Origin of the sequence: Microbacterium awajiense, assembly GCF_039536545.1 — a bacterium.
In the GTDB taxonomy this organism is placed as follows: domain Bacteria; phylum Actinomycetota; class Actinomycetes; order Actinomycetales; family Microbacteriaceae; genus Microbacterium; species Microbacterium awajiense.
On record NZ_BAAAYU010000005.1, the window covers coordinates 233838 to 250475 of the forward strand.

The following is a 16638-nucleotide window of genomic DNA, read 5'->3' on the forward strand; positions in this document are numbered from 1 at the left end:
AGCCGGGGCACCATGAACCACGACGAGGGACCGATCAGCACGTCGCGACCCACGACGACCTTCTGCGGATTGCCGGACCGGAACGGCAGCATGATGCGCGACCCGCGACCGAACGACGCGAAGCCGGTGCCGGCGAGCGCGCTGTACACAGCGTCGCGCACACGCATCGCGCCCTGGATGACCGTCATGCCGTTCACGAGACCCGCTCCCGCGCCACGGCTGCGATGCCCTCGACGTTGGCGAGAGCGAGCTCCCGCACCCGGGGCAGCGCCTCGCGGATCGTGCTCGCGTACCGAGGCGCGCTCGCGAGCGTCGTCGCCACCACGTCCCCCATGCGCTGGGCGAACCCGTCCGATGGCGACACGCACAGCTCGGGAAGACCGAACAGGTCCATGAGGCCCTCGACCTTGCCCTGCGTGGCCACGGTGATCGCCGGGACGCCCGCCATGAGCGACATCACCGCGAGGTGCATGCGACCGGTCACGGTGACGACGGCCCGGGCGGCGAGGCCGCGGATCTCGCGCGGCGACAGCAGGCCCGTGACCATGCCCACGCCCGGATCCTCGGCGAAGCGCTCGGCGAGGGCGCGGCACGGCGGCAGATCGTCGGCACCGTGCCGTGACACGTGCGGGACGACCACGACCCCCAGGTCGGCATCACGCAGACGCCGGATCGTGCGGACGTAGGCCTCAGTCCGGTCCCCGACGAGTCCGGATGCGTTGACGATGGCGAACGGCCCCGACACCGCGTCGATGCCGAGGCGATCGACCGCGCCCGGGTCGGCGGTCTGGGATGCGAAGACGATGTCGGCGCTGTCGAGGGCGGTGAGCCCGTCGGCGCGGGCCCGGGCCGCAGAGCGCGGATCGCGCACGTAGAGCCGCACGCCGGCGGCGTCGGCGCGGCGCAGGGCGGCCAGCGCGCGGGCGTCGGGTCGATCGTTCCAGCTGAATCCCACCACGCGGCTCGACCACCCGCGGTCGGCGAGGCGCTCAGCGAGCGCCGCGCGGTTGACCGAGGCGCGCGGCACGTATGCGCCGTCCATGATGTCGGCGCCCAGCACCGAGAACGAGGCGGCTCCGTCGAGCGCGCGGTCGACCGTCCTCGCATCGCGGGCGTGGCCGAGGGCGGTTCCATAGACCAACGCCGGCACCGGCAGGACGGTCATCCGGTCGGTGAGGTGGGCGGCCACGTCGATGTCCCGCCGCGAGCGCGTCAGCACCGTCACCGGCCCGTCGACGGCCTCGACGAATGCCTCGACGAGGGCCTGGTCGCCGATGTTGCCCGCCCCCGGCGGAGCCAGGAGGATGTGGCGTCCGCCACCGGGTGCGGGGCGCCTGCGCAGTATCGCCGCATCGACCGCGCGGATCAGCGACTCACCGCGCAGCGGGTTGAGCATCCACTCGGGTGGCCTCATCGTTCTCTTCCCCCGATCCGCGTCGCGCGCGCGACGCTGCCGGCGCGTTGCGCGCTGCCGAGCATCCCGACCTCGGCTTCCGTCAGACCGACCACGCCGCTCTCAGCCGGTCGTCCGACGGCATCGGCGCCATCGACTCCAGCCATTGGTCGTCGATCCCCGACAGGGCGGGGTCGCTGGTGAAGCCGCCGGTCGTCACCGTGGGCGCGCGCGTTCCCGACACCGTGCAATCCTTCACGTCGAGCCAGGTTCCGGACACCCCGCCGATGAACACCGAGTCCGCGCCGGACAGCTGGTCGACCGACCCGCTGCCGTTGACAGCCTGTGGAAAGCCCGAGGTGAAGGCGTTCGCGCCGGACGGAAGCGGATACCTCTCGAGCATCCTGTCTCCACCCACCACCAGCGAGTGATCGAAGATGACGCCCGTCGCTGCCCCGGACGGGATGAAGGCCGCATTCGTCGAGGCGAAGATCACACTGTCGCGGATGACCAGGCCCGTGTTGGCAGAATTCCCCGAGAGCTGGAGTGTGTCGCAGTGCGCGCTCGAGCCGGCCTGCTTGTACGAGGGCGAGACGTAGCATCCGATCATCGAGACGTTCGAGATCGACCGATCGACCGTGCGGAACGCCCACGTGTCCGAGTCCTTGAGCTGAGCCTCAGGAGTCACGCACTCGACGAGCTCGACGTCGTCGACGGGGGTCGCCGAATTCCCCGTGATGTTGAGCGCCTGGACCTTCGACCAGCCCCACGCCACGTCGGTCACCGCCGACATGACGACGCTGTACGGGTACGGCCAGAAGCCCATGAACGATACGCCGGAGACCAGCTCGAGCCGCAAGGACGCGCTGTGCTGCACGGTGCCGGCGCCGTCGCGGGGCGCGACCAGGATCCGGTACTTCCGTCCCGCCGCGCCGACGCCCTTGAGCACCGCGCGTGCGGTCGAGCCGGCGCCGTACCCGGGCAATGTGCCGGGCCGCACGAGGATCGCCACCCTGCCGTTGGGCTGCTCGTCGACGGCGCGCGTGATCGCCGCCGCGATGGCCGTCCACGACGCGTCCACCTCGAGCACCATCGTGAAACGGTCGGTCGGCCGGGGCGTGCGCGACGGCCAGTGCCTGCCCGTCGGACCGAATTCGGCCGTCGACAGCAGCGCGGCAGGCCGCGCCTTCGTCGTCGACCACGCGGTCGTCGTGCCCAGCGTCTGGTGAGCGCCGGTGCGTTCGGCCGCGGTCCGCTCCTGCGTGCAGGCGGCCAGCGCGAGCGCCGGGCCCAATGCCAGAAACGCCGTCGCGGTCCGTCGTGAGATGTCTGTCATCCGCGTCCCCCCTTGCGGTCACCGTGCGGAACGCCATTGCCCGACACAGGCACAGTACCCCGGGGGTTGATTCGGGCAGGTTACGGCGATGAAAACGAATGGCGCCGACGTCAGCCGCCGACAGCGGCCGTGCACGTCTGGGACACGTCGACCGGCGTGCGGGTGACGGTCGGGCTGTAGCGCACGGTGAGCGGGCCGTTCGCGTCGTCGGGGATGCTGCTGGTGAACGACACGGTGCGGGACTGACCCATCGGCACGCCGATCGTGATGCTCGCGCCGTCTCGCCCCTGTTCCCGACCCGAGCGCGACAGCGGGGGCACGTCTCCGTCGACGGGGTCCGAACCGGTGATCGTCGATCCCGGGGGCGCGACGTAGACGACGTCCAGGAGCATCGTGGTCCGCGGCATCCCGTACGTGCCGTTGCGCAGGCTCAGCGTGTACTGGCTCAGGTCTTCGCCGGGAACCGCGCTGTTCATCGTGATCGCCGTCGTCATCGTGCCGGCATCGGCGTCGCACGTGACCGCGATGGTCGTCGACAGGTAGTACTCGAGCTTGCCGACGCCGAAGTCATTGAGGAAGATGCCGACCTCGGTACCCTCGGCGTTGTCGGTCGCCAGCGCGCCGTCGATGCCGAGGTCGACCGCCATCTGCTCCTCGTCCTCGCGCGGGAACCACGCGTACACGCGCTGGTCGTCGGCAGACCCCTGCAGCGTCTCGATCATCGTGACCGGATCCCAGCTGCCCGCGATGAGCTTGGTGAACACACCCGCCGCGACGGCGGCGAAGTAGCGGTCGGCCGCCGGTCCGTCATGCCCGAAGCGCTCGTACGTGTCGCTGAGCAGGACCTTGACGGCGTTGTCGGCGGTGAGTTCGCCGCCGTCGATGCCGAGCGGCCCCGCGACGCGCAGGATGTCGGCGAGCACTACCGGATCGATTGCGATCACGCCGTCCACCGGCGTGCCGGTCGCCGCGAGCAGATCCGAGAACATCCGGGCCGAGGTCGGGAAGTCGGGCGTCATGGTGTAGTTCTGCGAGTATCCGGCGAACTCGTCGTAGTACAGGTCGAGGGTCTCCTGCGGCAGATCGGTGAAGACCTTCCCCCCGAGTCCGGCGTCGATGAAGGTCGACGAGCTGAGCTGCCCGACGAGCGTGATCCGGCCGTCGTCGGCGCGCATGAGGGCGGAAGCCGCCGCGTTGCCGCCCGTTGCGCGGATCTCGGCGTTGTTCTGGAAGAGCACGAGATACGTGCGCGGCCCGCTGTCGCCGGCCAGTTCGAGCGCGGGCGGCAGCACCTGCTCGATCGTCCGCAGCAGCGGCGCACCCTGATCGATCACGTCGAGCACCTGTCCGACGGCGTCCGACACGATCGGCACGAGCGCACCGCGGTCGATGTCGGCGACGTGAGCCTCGGCCTCGGCGAAGGCCGCGTTGATGGTCGGCAGTACGGCGATCACCTCGCGGAACGGCTCGAGGTCGAAGCCGCCGCCCTCGAGGCGGATCCGGTCGATCTGCGCGACGCCGAGCACATCGATGCTGGCCGGCAGGGCGTCGCGCACCAGGATGTGCGTCGCCTCGGTCGCGCCGCGCACGGCGGCGACGTTCTGTCCGACCCACGGGACCCAGGTCGCGGCATCCCACAGCGGGCCCTGCACCGTGCGGTCCGCGTTCGTGGTGTGGACGAGGATCTCTGCGGCCGCGGCCTGGAACCCGTCGGCGTCGCCGGCGCGCACGAGGGCCGGAACCTCGGCCATGCCGACCTTGGCCGCCTCGAGGTCGTCCCGCACCGAGAACGCTTCGCGCGCGAACGCGGCCCCGGCGAACCCGACGGCGACCAGCACGATCAGCAGAACGCCCAGAACGCCGACGACCCACGGCCACACGCGACGCCGTCGGCGCCGCTCGCGGCGCTCGACGGGAGTCTCGAGAAGATCGTCCAGGGAGTCGGGCACCCCTGGATCCTAACGAGGGCGGCGGGGAAATCGCCGTGAGGACGCCCTCGCTCGCCCCCGACGACGACTACTTGTCGCCGATGGCGCCGTCGACGTTGTCACGCACGTCGTCGACCGTGCCGTGGAACTGCTCGGGCGCGACCTTCTTGACGAAGTCCGCGGCCGCGTCGAGCACATTGTCGCTGACGTCCTCGACCTGCTCGGACTTCATCACGTCCTCGATCTTGTCCTTGTTCTGGTCGAGGAAGTCCTTGCCCTGATTGACGAGGTCGTCGATGCCCATGTGTCCCCCTTGAGGTGATTGGCCCCATCCTCTCGGTAGGGGGCGCACACGTCAACGGCACCGGGCACGCAGAAGGGCCGGATCCGTATGGATCCGGCCCTTCCGTCAAGCTGAGATCTCGATACGCCGCCTGCGGCGGCTACTCGATCTGAGCGGTTTCGACACGCCGCCTTCGGCGGGTGCTCAACCTAGACTCGGCTCACTTCAGGATCTTCGTCACCGTGCCGGCGCCGACGGTGCGGCCACCCTCACGGATCGCGAAGCCGAGGCCCTCCTCCATGGCGATCGGCTGGATCAGCTCGACCGACATCTCGGTGGTGTCGCCGGGCATGACCATCTCGGTGCCCTCGGGCAGCGTGATGACGCCGGTGACGTCGGTGGTGCGGAAGTAGAACTGCGGGCGGTAGTTCGTGAAGAACGGGTTGTGGCGGCCACCCTCGTCCTTGGACAGGATGTACGCGGTGCCCTCGAAGTCGGTGTGCGGCGTGACCGAACCCGGCTTGACGACGACCTGGCCGCGCTCGACCTCATCGCGCTTGGTGCCGCGCAGGAGCAGACCACAGTTCTCGCCGGCCCAGGCCTCGTCGAGCTGCTTGTGGAACATCTCGATACCGGTGACGATCGTCTTCTGCGTCGGGCGCAGACCCACGATCTCGACCTCGGAGTTGATGGCCAGCGTGCCACGCTCGGCGCGGCCGGTCACGACGGTGCCGCGGCCGGTGATGGTGAAGACGTCCTCGACGGGCATGAGGAAGGGCTTGTCACGGTCGCGCACCGGGTCGGGAATCGACTCGTCGACGGCCTCCATGAGCTCGACGATCTTCTCGCCCCACTCGGCGTCGCCCTCGAGGGCCTTCAGGCCCGAGACGCGGATGACGGGCGCGTTGTCGCCGTCGAAGTCCTGCGACGACAGCAGCTCGCGGACCTCGAGCTCGACGAGCTCCAGGATCTCCTCGTCGTCGACCATGTCGGCCTTGTTCAGCGCGACGAGCAGGTACGGCACGCCGACCTGCTTGGCGAGCAGAACGTGCTCACGGGTCTGGGCCATCGGGCCGTCGGTCGCCGCGACCACGAGGATCGCGCCGTCCATCTGGGCGGCACCGGTGATCATGTTCTTGATGTAGTCGGCGTGACCGGGGGCGTCGACGTGGGCGTAGTGACGCTTGGGGGTCTCGTACTCGACGTGCGAGATGTTGATCGTGATGCCGCGCTGACGCTCCTCGGGAGCCGAGTCGATCGAACCGAAGTCACGAACGACGTTGACATCCGACGGGTACTTGTCGGCGAGCACCTTCGAGATCGCCGCGGTGAGCGTCGTCTTGCCGTGGTCGACGTGTCCGATCGTTCCGATGTTCACGTGCGGCTTGGTCCGCTCGAACTTGGCCTTGGCCACTTGGTCCTCCTCAGGACTGTCGTGTAGAAGCTCCGGGCGCTGGTTTGCGACCGGCTCTCTACGGGGATTCCTCCACCCTAGTGGAGGGGTTTCTGGTGATTCCTTGTATGCAGTTGTGGGCCCGAGCCCCGGATCTCGATACGGCGGCTGCGCCGCCACCCGATCGCCGGGGGCCCGGAGGGCTACTCGCCCTTGTTCTTCTGGACGATCTCCTCGGCGACCGCCTTGGGGACCTCCGAGTAGCTGTCGAACTCCATCGAGTAGACGGCGCGGCCCGAGGTCTTCGAGCGCAGGTCGCCGATGTAGCCGAACATCTCGGACAGCGGCACGAGAGCCCGTACGACCTTGACGCCCGCGGCATCCTCCATCGACTGGATCTGACCACGACGGCTGTTGAGGTCGCCGATGACGTCGCCCATGTACTCCTCGGGCGTACGCACCTCGACCGCCATCAGCGGCTCAAGCAGCACGGGGCTCGCCTTGCGCACGGCCTCCTTGAAGCCCATGGATCCGGCGATCTTGAACGCCATCTCCGACGAGTCGACGTCGTGCGACTGGCCGTCCATCAGCGTCGCCTTCACTCCCACCAGCGGGTAGCCGGCGAGGACGCCGACGTTCATGGCGTCCTGGAAGCCCGCGTCGACCGAGGGGATGTACTCGCGCGGAACGCGGCCACCGGTGACCTTGTTCTCGAACTCGTAGATCTTGTCGGCCGTGACCTCGAGCGGCTCGATCGCGAACTGGATCTTCGCGAACTGGCCCGAGCCACCCGTCTGCTTCTTGTGGGTGTAGTCGTGACGCTCGACGGTCTTGCGGATCGTCTCGCGGTACGCCACCTGGGGCTTGCCGACGTTGGCCTCGACCTTGAACTCGCGCTTCATGCGGTCGACGAGGATGTCGAGGTGGAGCTCGCCCATACCGCGGATGACGGTCTGGCCGGTCTCGGCGTTCTGCTCGACGCGGAACGTCGGGTCCTCTTCGGCGAGCTTCTGGATCGCGAGACCCAGCTTCTCCTGGTCGGCCTTGGTCTTGGGCTCGATCGCGACCTCGATCACCGGCTCGGGGAACGTCATCGACTCGAGCACGACCTGCTGGCCGGAGTCGGACAGCGTGTCACCCGTGGTGGTGTCCTTGAGGCCGATCACCGCATAGATGTGGCCCGCGGTCACCGAGTCGACCGGGTTCTCCTTGTTTGCGTGCATCTGGAAGATCTTCCCGATGCGCTCCTTCTTCTGCTTGGTCGCGTTGACCACCTGCGAGCCGGAGTCGAGCTTGCCCGAGTACACACGGATGTAGGTGAGGCGACCGAAGAATGGGTGCGACACGATCTTGAACGCGAGGGCCGCGAAGGGCTCGTCGGCGTCGGCGTGACGCTCGATGACGACCTCTTCGTCCTTCGGGTCGTGAGCCTCGATCGAGGGCACGTCCAGCGGCGACGGCAGGTAGTCGACGACGGCGTCCAGCATCGGCTGCACACCGCGGTTCTTGAACGCCGAGCCGCACAGGACGGGGTAGACCTCGGAGGAGATGGTGAGCTTGCGGATCGCGCCCTTGATCTCCTCGGGGGTCAGCTCCTCGCCGCCGAAGTACTTCTCGAGCAGCGTCTCGTCGCTCTCGGCGACGGTCTCGAGCAGCTGCTCGCGGTACTCGTTCGCCTTGTCGACGAGGTCGGCGGGGATCTCCTGGATCTCGTACTTGGCACCCATGGTGACGTCACCCTTGGCATCGCCGGGCCACACCAGTGCACGCATGTAGACGAGGTCGACGACGCCGACGAAGTCGTTCTCGACGCCGATCGGGATCTGCAGCACGAGCGGCTTGGCCTTCAGACGCGACACGATCGTGTCGACGGTGAAGTAGAAGTCGGCGCCCAGCTTGTCCATCTTGTTGACGAAGCAGATGCGGGGCACGTCGTACTTGTCGGCCTGGCGCCACACCGTCTCGGACTGGGGCTCGACGCCCTCCTTGCCGTCGAAGACGGCGACCGCGCCGTCGAGCACGCGAAGCGAGCGCTCGACCTCGACCGTGAAGTCGACGTGGCCGGGAGTGTCGATGATGTTGATCTGCGAACCCTCCCAGAAGCACGTGACGGCCGCCGACGTGATCGTGATGCCGCGCTCCTGCTCCTGCTCCATCCAGTCGGTGGTCGCAGCGCCGTCGTGGGTCTCGCCGATCTTGTGGTTGACGCCGGTGTAGAACAGGATGCGTTCGGTCGTCGTCGTCTTGCCGGCATCGATGTGCGCCATGATGCCGATGTTGCGGACCTTCTTGAGGTCGGTCAGCACTTCTTGTGCCACGGGGTGGGTTCCTTACGTGTCTGAGGTGGTCGCTGTGGTGCCGGCCGGAGGGTCGTCTCCGGCCGGCGACCGGTTGCTGTTTACCAGCGGTAGTGAGCGAAGGCGCGGTTCGACTCGGCCATCTTGTGGGTGTCCTCGCGGCGCTTGACCGCGGCACCCAGGCCGTTCGAGGCGTCGAGGATCTCGTTCTGCAGACGCTCGGTCATCGTCTTCTCACGACGACCCTTCGCGTAGCTGACGAGCCAGCGCAGCGCGAGCGTGTTCGCGCGGTGCGGCTTGACCTCGACGGGCACCTGATAGGTCGAACCGCCGACACGACGGCTCTTGACCTCGAGGGTGGGGCGGACGTTGTCGAGCGCCTTCTTGAGCGTGGCGACGGCGTCCTGGCCGTTCTTCGACTCGACGCCGCGGAGGGCGCCGTAGACGATCGACTCGGCGAGCGACTTCTTGCCGTCGACGAGGATCTTGTTGACCAGCTGGGTGACGACGGGGGCGCCGTACACCGGGTCGTTGACGACGGGGCGCTTGGGCGCGGGTCCCTTACGAGGCATCTTTTTCAGCCCTTCTTCGCGCCGTAGCGGCTGCGAGCCTGCTTACGGTTCTTGACGGCCTGGGTGTCCAGGGCTCCGCGGACGATCTTGTAGCGCACGCCGGGCAGATCCTTCACACGACCACCACGCACGAGCACCAGCGAGTGCTCCTGCAGGTTGTGACCTTCGCCGGGGATGTAGGCGGTGACCTCGGTGCCGTTGCGGAGCTTGACACGGGCGACCTTGCGCATCGCCGAGTTGGGCTTCTTGGGCGTGGTCGTGTAGACGCGGGTGCAGACGCCTGCCTGCTGCGGGTTCGACTTCAGGGCCGGCGCCTTGGTCTTGGTGACCTTGGGCTTGCGTCCCTTGCGAACCAACTGCTGAATGGTTGGCACGTTCTTCTCCTGATTGTGCTGCACGGTGACAGCGTTCGTGGGTCTCCCCCGGTCGGATGCGGCATCCGCCCGGGCTCACGTGGATCCACCGACACGCCGAGAATCCGTCGCGTCTGGGTGGTGGATATGCCGTGGGGGTGACCTGTTCGCAGGCCGTTCCCTGAGATGAGGCGCCTACCCGCCTCCTCTCGGGCCGGGGCACGACAGGAGGAGCGCACGGGCGCACACCGACTCAATGATACGCGCCCCGGGGCGGGGCGGTCAAACGGATGCCGGTCAGCCTGCGACGGCGAGCAGAACCACCGTCGCCGCACCCGCCAGCACGATGCCCGCCGCGCCGAGCGCGAGCCAGATGACGCGCCGCAGACCCAGCCGCCGCTCCTCGGCCTCGACCCCGGCGGTGTCGGCCGCGGCCTGCGGCGCCCGCGGCCGGGGCGGCGTGCGCGCGACGACGACGGGCTCGCCCGCGCGGGGTCGGTAGATGCGCTGCGGGGTGCCCCCCTCCTGGGCTTCGCGTCGGCCCGTCGCCGCCTCCGGCGTCGCGTCGGCGGCACGTGAGACGGCGGGATCGCGCGCCACGATGGTGTCCTCGCCGGCGTCGAGTGACCGCGATGCCGGCATCGTCGCGGTCGGGTGGACATCGACCGGAGCGGTGTCGATCTGCGCAGACCCGGCAGCCGCTGCGCCGCCCGCATCGGCGACGCCGGTTGCTCGACGTGTGGAGCGCTGCGTGCGGTCGGCGACGGGGCCGATCCTCACCGGGATCGTGTCGTCGTCGGGCGGATCGGTCACTCGTCCACCCTCGCCAGCCGCATCTCGGCATCGCCGAGGAGGAAGCGCTCGCCCGCCTCGGTCTCCTCGCCGGGTGTCGCCTCGACGTCGGTGCCGAGCACCGTCGGGAAGAGCACCCCGTTCGTCGAGTCGAGGTCGGTGATGAACCAGCGGTCGTCGCGCAGCACCATGCGGGCGTGCGTCTTCGACACGGTGCCGTCGTGCACGGCGACGAGCTGCGCTGCCGGGTAGGCGGCATCCGGCGCGGGGCGCCGGCCGATGATGACGACGTCCGAGGTCAGCGCGACGGGCTGACCTCCGACCGGACTGAGCGTCCACCGCGAGCGACGCCGACGGGCGACGATCGTCTCGTCGAGCGGATCCTCGGGGATCTCGGCCCGGGTGTACAGGGCCGACACCGACGTGCGCGCCGAACGGGGCCCGCCCGCATCCGGTGCACCGGCGATCGCCGACACCTCGGCCGAGGTCTCGTCGGAGGTGTCGGCATCGGGGGCGGGTGAGCGCGACGGGGTCCACCCTCCGGCCGTGACCGGCGGGGCGAAGATCTCGGCGGCGTCGTCGGCGGCGGCGTCGTCGGTCTCTCCTGCGGCACGCGGGGCGAACAGCGGTGCGTCGTCGCCTGTCGTCGCGCCTCGCGCCGGCGGAGCGAACAGCGGGGCATCGCCGCCGGTCGTGGTGGCCGGACGCGGGATCGCCGAGATCGGCGTGGGCGCGCCGGGCGCGGCTGCGGTGACCTCATCGGTCGGCTCGAGGGTGGCCGCTCGCGGCGCCTCCCACTCCGCGCCGTCGGACGCGGGCTCGTCCGTCTCGTCTTCGCCGTGGTCGACCGCCGCCACGGCGGACATCGCCGGAGAGGGAGCGGCCGCCGCCTCGGGTGTGCGACCCGTCGTGACGTCAGCCGCGGTGGGAGCTGCGGTGGGAGCGGCGGTCGGAGCGGCGGTGGGAGCGGCGGCGGCGACGGCCGCGGCGTGTGCCGCCGGGATCGTCGGCGGCGGGGGGAGCACCGCCGGAGAGCCCACGCCGGGGCTCGACGCGACGTCGATGTCCGCGCTCGCCGGCCCGCGGGCATCGATCGCCGTCGACCGGCGCAGCCCGCGCGAATCACGACCGATCCAGCGCGCCGGCCCGAAGCCGAGCACCGACGCCCACACCGGGAAGAGGAACGCGGCGAGCACCGTCATCCCGCCGCCGTACCCGAACGCCTTGTTGAGGCTGTGGCAGGCGATCAGGACGCAGATCGCGAAGGCGAGCGCACCGATACCGGGCACCAGGAGAAGCAGCGCGAGCCAGCCCGAGAGACCGCCGAGCTGGAGGACCACGATCTGGTTGAGGACCGGCACCCAGCCTTTCCACGCCTGTTCTCCGGACTTGCGGAACATCGCCGCGAGGGCGATGGCGACCCACACGTACAGCAGGATCAGGACGATGCCGGTCGTCAGCCCCAGTGCGACGGCGGTCGAGTCATCGATGGTGCCCATGGTCAGCGGCGCCGGGTGCGGCGCCTCCCCCTCTCGGCCGTGGCGCTGCGGGGCGCCAGGTGTCGGATGAACGACTTCAACGATACGGTCGCCAGGATGACGCGCCAGCCGCCGTCCTCGGCGGCGAAGCGTCGGCGTTCCTCGTCGACGATGCGCCAGAACGCGGCGGCGTCGTCGTCGGAGGCCGCTGACCCTGAGAAGGCTGCGCGGTCGGCGTCCAGCGCGAGCGCTCCGGCGCGGGGGGTCGCGAACGTCGAGGCGAGCTCGGAGCGCGTCGACCACGTCGGCACCTCGCGGCCGGCGTCGACGGCGGCATCCACGTATTCGTCCCAGCCTGCGGCGATGCGCGCCGCAGGCCGACCCTGCGTGCGCCGGGATCGGCGCCGCACGTTCTTCGCGGCCACGATCGCCAGCAGCGGTCCGAACGCGATCGCCGCGACGGCGAGCACGATGCCCGCCACCCGGAGCACGGGCCACAGCCATGCGAGGTCGATGCCGCCGCCGTCGTCGGACGCCTGGTCCGAGCCGGTGTCCTCCTGCAGCGGGTCGGGCGGCACGACCTCCTCGACCGCCTCGGGCCGCACCTCGGTGACGATCTCGGGGTCTCGCAGCTCGGTGACCTCGAGGCTGGGCGACTGCTCGTACTGCGGCGTGACGTCGATCGGAACCCACGCGCCCGCCGCCGTCTGCACCTCGGTCCACGCCGAGAGGTCCTGAGCGCGGCAGACCCCCTGCTCGCACGCCGAGAGGCCCTCCGGGGCGGCACCCAGTCGCGCTCCCACCACGACGCGGGAAGGAAAGCCCAGCTCCTGGGCGATGAGCGCGACGGCGACCGCGAACTGCTCGTCGTCGCCGACGGCCGCGACGAAGTTGTCGCCGGCGACCGCGCGGGGGTCGTTCTCGCGCTCGAGCAGCCGCGTGAACATCTGATCGATGCGCGCAAGGGAATGCCCGGCGACGGCGGGCTGGAACCGGTAGCCGGGCAGCGCCTCGGTCCACACGGTGTCGCTCTCGGTCAGGCCGTGGCTGAGGTAGCCGCGCTCGCGCAACAAGGTCACCAGACCCGCGAGTGCCGCACCGTCGGTGCCCGACGCGTGCGTCTGGACCCACTGCCGGAGGCTGTCCGGAGGCGTGACCGACGCGTCGACGCCGGGAGCGTCCACGGCCGCCAGGTCGGGCGGCGCAGACACGACCGCCCGCAGCGTATAGGCATCGCCCGAGGCCAGACCCGAGCCCGCCGTCTGCACCCCGGCCGAAGCGGCAGCGCTGTAGTAGAAGCCGTCGGCGAGCGCAGCCGCCCGTGCACCGTCGAACTCGACCGATTCGAGTGCGCCGACGGTGGGCATCCAGATCCCGTCGAGCCCCTCGATCGCGATGTCGACCGATACCGGCGGTCCGCCACCGGCGTCCAGCGAGGACGGGACGCGCACGAAGCGGGCATCGGATGCCGCGGTGGTGCCGCCGCTGCGGAATGTCTCGCCGTCGTAGTCGTCCAGGGTGGCCAACCGCACGCGCTCGGGAAGCGCGCCGTCGGCGGACACGGTGAACAGGACCTCGCCCGCCGACTCGTCGGCGAACAGCGCGCGATACGACGCCAGAGGGCTGATCGCGGCGGCGAGGTCGACCTCGGGTCCGGCAGCCGCACGCAGCACGTCGCGCTCGGCGCCCCGCGCGGCGAGCGGGATCACCGCGACGGAGGCGCCGAGCGCGACGACGACCATGAGCGCCGCGAGCGCAGTGCGCCGCCGGTCGGCCGCCGAGGTCGCGCCGCCGCCCCGGACACCGCTGGAGAGCGCGGCACGTTCGAGCGCACGCAGCCGCTCGTCGTGCGTGCGCCAGGCCAGCCACAGCAGGGAGACGATCAGGGTGGCCGCTCCGAGTGCGGTCTCGAGCGGTGCGTAGAGCACGAACGGGCCGAGGTCCAGCGGTGCACTCACGCCGGCGCGCCCGAACACCAGACCGAACGCGACCATGCCGATCGCCACCGCGACCGCGGCATACGCCTTCCGGTCGGCGCGCCAGGCGAGCATCAGCAGTCCGGCCGTGCCGACGAGGAAGACGACGAGGGCGGGCACCATGAGGTTGCGGTACGTGCCGACCGGCAGCTCGACCGTGACGAGGTCCTTCCAGCCGAAGACGATGCCGCGGCCGACCTCGACGACGGCGGCGACGAGGTCCGAGCCGAGCAGCGACGGCACCGCGAGCAGCACGCCGAGCACGACGGTGGCCGCCGCCAGGGCGCCGGTCGTGACCCAGCCGTTCCACCGCAGTCGCGCGGACGATGCCGCGACCACCCCGCCGACGAGGGCAGCGACCGCGACGAGGAGCGCGTAGGCCGGCTCCCGGTAGATCGGCCAGGCCGCCGTCGCTGCGAGCGCGACCACGGCCACCCCGTACACCGAGCCGACGACGACCCGCGGCGCGCGGACGGGACGCGCGGCGGGGATGCGGCGGCGTCGGCTCACGAGGTCGCACCCCGCAAGAGCAGTCCCGACAGGTCCTCGAGGGTGCCGACGGTCATCACGGTGATACCCGCCAGAGTCTGGATGCGCGGGTGCGCGCGCTCGTCGCAGCGGACGGCGACCACGCTCGTATCGGCGGGGAAGCCGAGCGCGGCCTTCTGAAGGCTCGTGAGCGACACGGTCGAACCGACCACGACCACCGCGATCGACAGGCGTTCGTTCGCTTCGGACGCGAGCCGGCAGACGTCCGCGACGGCCATCGTGTTCTCGAGCGCGGACACTCCGCTGAACGCGTCCAGCAGCGGGCGCGGCGCTTCGGCGGGAAGATGCCGGATCGACCGTATCCGACCGCGCACGACGCGGGGGATCTCGGATCCGACGACGATGTCGAGCTCCCGGGCATCCCGCACCGCCCGCAGCCCGACCGATGCGGCGACCGACACGCCCAGCTCGAACTCATCGGAGTCCAGGTACTCGTCGGTGGCGAGCGAGAGCACGATCGCCATGCGGGACCGTCGAGACTCCTCGTACTGCCGCACCATGAGCCGGCCCGTCTTGGCCGTGGACTTCCAGTGGATCTGGCGCCGCGAGTCGCCGGGGGCGTACTCGCGGATCGCGTGGAAGGACATGTCGGCGTCGACCAGCCGCTTGGTGGGGCTGCCCTCCAGGTCGCGGATGAGCCCCGCGCTCGTCGACGGCAGATCGACCGTCCGCGGATGCACGAACAGCTCGTGCACGTCGTCGAACGCGTGTTCGCGGCGCAGCAGACCGACCGGGTCGCTGCGCACGGTCGTCGCGGGACCGACCGTCACGATCCCCCGGTGCAGCGCCGGGATCTCCAGCGGCTGCTCGATCGAGTGGTCGGGTCGCAGCAGCGGCACGCCGAACTCGACCAGTCCGTCGCCGACGGGGATGTCGAGACGGCCGGGCAGTGCGAGCCTGCCGCTGTCGTTGCGGACCAGGATGCGGCCGGCGACCTCGTCTCCGGCGACCACGCGGGCGTGCCCCAGCGTGAGCGAAACAGCGTACGCGCGCGAACCGAACAGGAACGGCACCGCCATCACCAGCAGCAGCACGGATGCCGCGCCCGCGACCATCCACTCGACCCAGCCGAACACGATGCCCACGACCAGTCCCACGGTGGCGGCGAGCACCACGAGCACACCCGCCGGTCTCACCGTCCGCGACACCCACTCGACGGCCGTCTCGGCGCCCACGGAGAGCGCACGCCACGCAGCCGCGCCGCGCACCACGGCGCGCAGCATCCGGCCGCCGCGCGCCGACGTGACCTCGGTGCGCGAGCCGGTGCCGCTGCCGGTGCCGGCGGCGGTGCGCGTCAGACGGGACTCGGTCAGGCTCATACGGCCTCTCGACGTGTGGGCGGGGCGACGTCGAGCAGGACCTGGCCGACGACCGCTTCCTGGGTGACACCGTCGAACTCCGCCTCGGGGTGCAGGATCAGCCGATGCGAGAGCACGGCGACCGCGAGCGACTTGACGTCGTCGGGGGTGGCATAGGTGCGCCCCTGAGACGCCGCGCGAGTGCGCGTCGCGCGGGTGAGCGCGAGGGCGCCGCGGATGCTGACGCCCAGGCGCACCTCGTCGGCCGAGCGCGTGCCGTCGACGATGCGCGCGATGTAGTCGAGAACGAGCGCGTCGACGTAGACGTCGGCGGCGAGGTCGGCCATGCCGACGAGAGCCTGCGGTGTGATCACGGCGGCCAGGTCGGCGGTCGCCACCGCGGCCCCGTCCAGGATGCGCACCGTGGCTGCATGGTCGGGGTAGCCGAGCGAGGTGCGCATCATGAACCGGTCCAGCTGCGCTTCGGGAAGGCGATAGGTGCCGGCCTGCTCGACGGGATTCTGCGTTGCGAGCACCAGGAACGGCACGCCGACCTCACGCGAGACGCCGTCGACGGTGACGCGACCCTCCTCCATGACCTCGAGCAGGGCGGACTGCGTCTTGGGGCTCGCTCGGTTGATCTCATCGGCGAGCACGATGTTGGCGAAGACCGGACCCGCGTGGAACTCGAAGGCCCCCTCCTTCTGGTCGTAGACCGTGATGCCGGTGATGTCGCCGGGCAGCAGGTCGGGCGTGAACTGGATACGCGTGTTGGTACCCTGCACCGACTGCGCCATCGCGCGGGCGAGCGAGGTCTTGCCCGTGCCGGGCACGTCTTCCAGCAGCACATGGCCGTCGCTGAGCATCGTCGTCAGCACGAGCTCGACCACGTGGCGCTTGCCCAGCACGGCACGCTCGACGTTGTCGGCCAGTTGCGCGAAGGTCTGGGCGAACCACGTCGCCTGCTCCTGGGAGATCGTCATCTCGGCA

General features: G+C 70.3%; 13 protein-coding genes. All 13 read right to left on the reverse strand.

The window, feature by feature from the left end; translation table 11 throughout:
* Window positions 1-193: 193 nt before the first annotated feature.
* The 13 genes from ABD663_RS07935 to ABD663_RS07995 all read right to left on the reverse strand — a co-directional run bounded on the left by ABD663_RS07935 (window position 194) and on the right by ABD663_RS07995 (window position 16631).
* A complete protein-coding gene (locus tag ABD663_RS07935; protein ID WP_344737437.1) occupies window positions 194-1414 on the reverse strand; it encodes a polysaccharide pyruvyl transferase family protein in 1221 nt (406 codons plus the stop codon).
* Between the two features lie 82 nt (window positions 1415-1496).
* On the reverse strand, window positions 1497-2729 hold the full coding sequence (locus tag ABD663_RS07940) for a hypothetical protein (RefSeq protein WP_344737438.1): 1233 nt from the start codon (window positions 2727-2729) through the stop codon (window positions 1497-1499).
* 110 nt (window positions 2730-2839) lie between these two features.
* The gene (locus ABD663_RS07945) at window positions 2840-4678 is read right to left on the reverse strand and encodes a DUF4012 domain-containing protein (protein WP_344737439.1); all 1839 of its coding nucleotides are present in this window, start codon (window positions 4676-4678) and stop codon (window positions 2840-2842) included.
* Window positions 4679-4745: 67 nt separating this feature from the next.
* Entirely contained in the window at window positions 4746-4961 is a 216-nt protein-coding gene (locus tag ABD663_RS07950; protein ID WP_344737440.1) for a hypothetical protein, read from the reverse strand.
* 199 nt (window positions 4962-5160) lie between these two features.
* Window positions 5161-6354 (reverse strand): elongation factor Tu, encoded by a 1194-nt coding sequence (gene tuf / locus ABD663_RS07955; RefSeq protein ID WP_344737441.1) that lies wholly within the window; start codon window positions 6352-6354, stop codon window positions 5161-5163.
* Between the two features lie 182 nt (window positions 6355-6536).
* Window positions 6537-8651, reverse strand: a complete 2115-nt coding sequence (gene fusA / locus ABD663_RS07960) for an elongation factor G (protein WP_344737442.1) — start codon at window positions 8649-8651, stop codon at window positions 6537-6539.
* An 80-nt stretch (window positions 8652-8731) separates the two neighbouring features.
* Window positions 8732-9202: a 30S ribosomal protein S7 gene (gene rpsG / locus ABD663_RS07965; RefSeq protein WP_204978408.1), complete on the reverse strand. Its 471-nt coding sequence runs from the start codon at window positions 9200-9202 to the stop codon at window positions 8732-8734.
* Between the two features lie 5 nt (window positions 9203-9207).
* Entirely contained in the window at window positions 9208-9576 is a 369-nt protein-coding gene (gene rpsL / locus ABD663_RS07970; protein ID WP_344737444.1) for a 30S ribosomal protein S12, read from the reverse strand.
* A gap of 276 nt (window positions 9577-9852) precedes the next feature.
* Window positions 9853-10368 carry a hypothetical protein gene (locus ABD663_RS07975; protein ID WP_344737445.1) on the reverse strand — a complete coding sequence of 172 codons (516 nt, stop codon included), beginning with the start codon at window positions 10366-10368 and terminating at the stop codon, window positions 9853-9855.
* Window positions 10365-11846 carry a DUF5684 domain-containing protein gene (locus ABD663_RS07980; RefSeq protein ID WP_344737446.1) on the reverse strand — a complete coding sequence of 494 codons (1482 nt, stop codon included), beginning with the start codon at window positions 11844-11846 and terminating at the stop codon, window positions 10365-10367. The genes ABD663_RS07975 and ABD663_RS07980 overlap by 4 nt, the downstream gene beginning before the upstream one ends.
* Window positions 11847-11848: 2 nt before the next feature.
* The gene (locus tag ABD663_RS07985; RefSeq protein ID WP_344737447.1) at window positions 11849-14311 is read right to left on the reverse strand and encodes a transglutaminaseTgpA domain-containing protein; all 2463 of its coding nucleotides are present in this window, start codon (window positions 14309-14311) and stop codon (window positions 11849-11851) included.
* Window positions 14308-15669, reverse strand: a complete 1362-nt coding sequence (locus ABD663_RS07990) for a DUF58 domain-containing protein (protein ID WP_344737448.1) — start codon at window positions 15667-15669, stop codon at window positions 14308-14310. Before ABD663_RS07990 ends, ABD663_RS07985 begins: the two co-directional genes overlap by 4 nt.
* On the reverse strand, window positions 15666-16631 hold the full coding sequence (locus ABD663_RS07995) for an AAA family ATPase (RefSeq protein WP_344737450.1): 966 nt from the start codon (window positions 16629-16631) through the stop codon (window positions 15666-15668). Before ABD663_RS07995 ends, ABD663_RS07990 begins: the two co-directional genes overlap by 4 nt.
* Window positions 16632-16638: the final 7 nt, after the last annotated feature.

Bases quoted from the DNA above. Each gene is read 5' to 3' on its own strand.
- ABD663_RS07935 (WP_344737437.1), bottom strand. From the start codon at position 1,414: ATGAGGCCACCCGAGTGGATGCTCAACCCGCTGCGCGGTGAGTCGCTG.
- ABD663_RS07940 (WP_344737438.1), bottom strand. From the start codon at position 2,729: ATGACAGACATCTCACGACGGACCGCGACGGCGTTTCTGGCATTGGGC.
- ABD663_RS07950 (WP_344737440.1), bottom strand. From the start codon at position 4,961: ATGGGCATCGACGACCTCGTCAATCAGGGCAAGGACTTCCTCGACCAG.
- rpsG (WP_204978408.1), bottom strand. From the start codon at position 9,202: ATGCCTCGTAAGGGACCCGCGCCCAAGCGCCCCGTCGTCAACGACCCG.
- ABD663_RS07980 (WP_344737446.1), bottom strand. From the start codon at position 11,846: ATGGGCACCATCGATGACTCGACCGCCGTCGCACTGGGGCTGACGACC.
- ABD663_RS07990 (WP_344737448.1), bottom strand. From the start codon at position 15,669: ATGAGCCTGACCGAGTCCCGTCTGACGCGCACCGCCGCCGGCACCGGC.
- ABD663_RS07995 (WP_344737450.1), bottom strand. From the start codon at position 16,631: ATGACGATCTCCCAGGAGCAGGCGACGTGGTTCGCCCAGACCTTCGCG.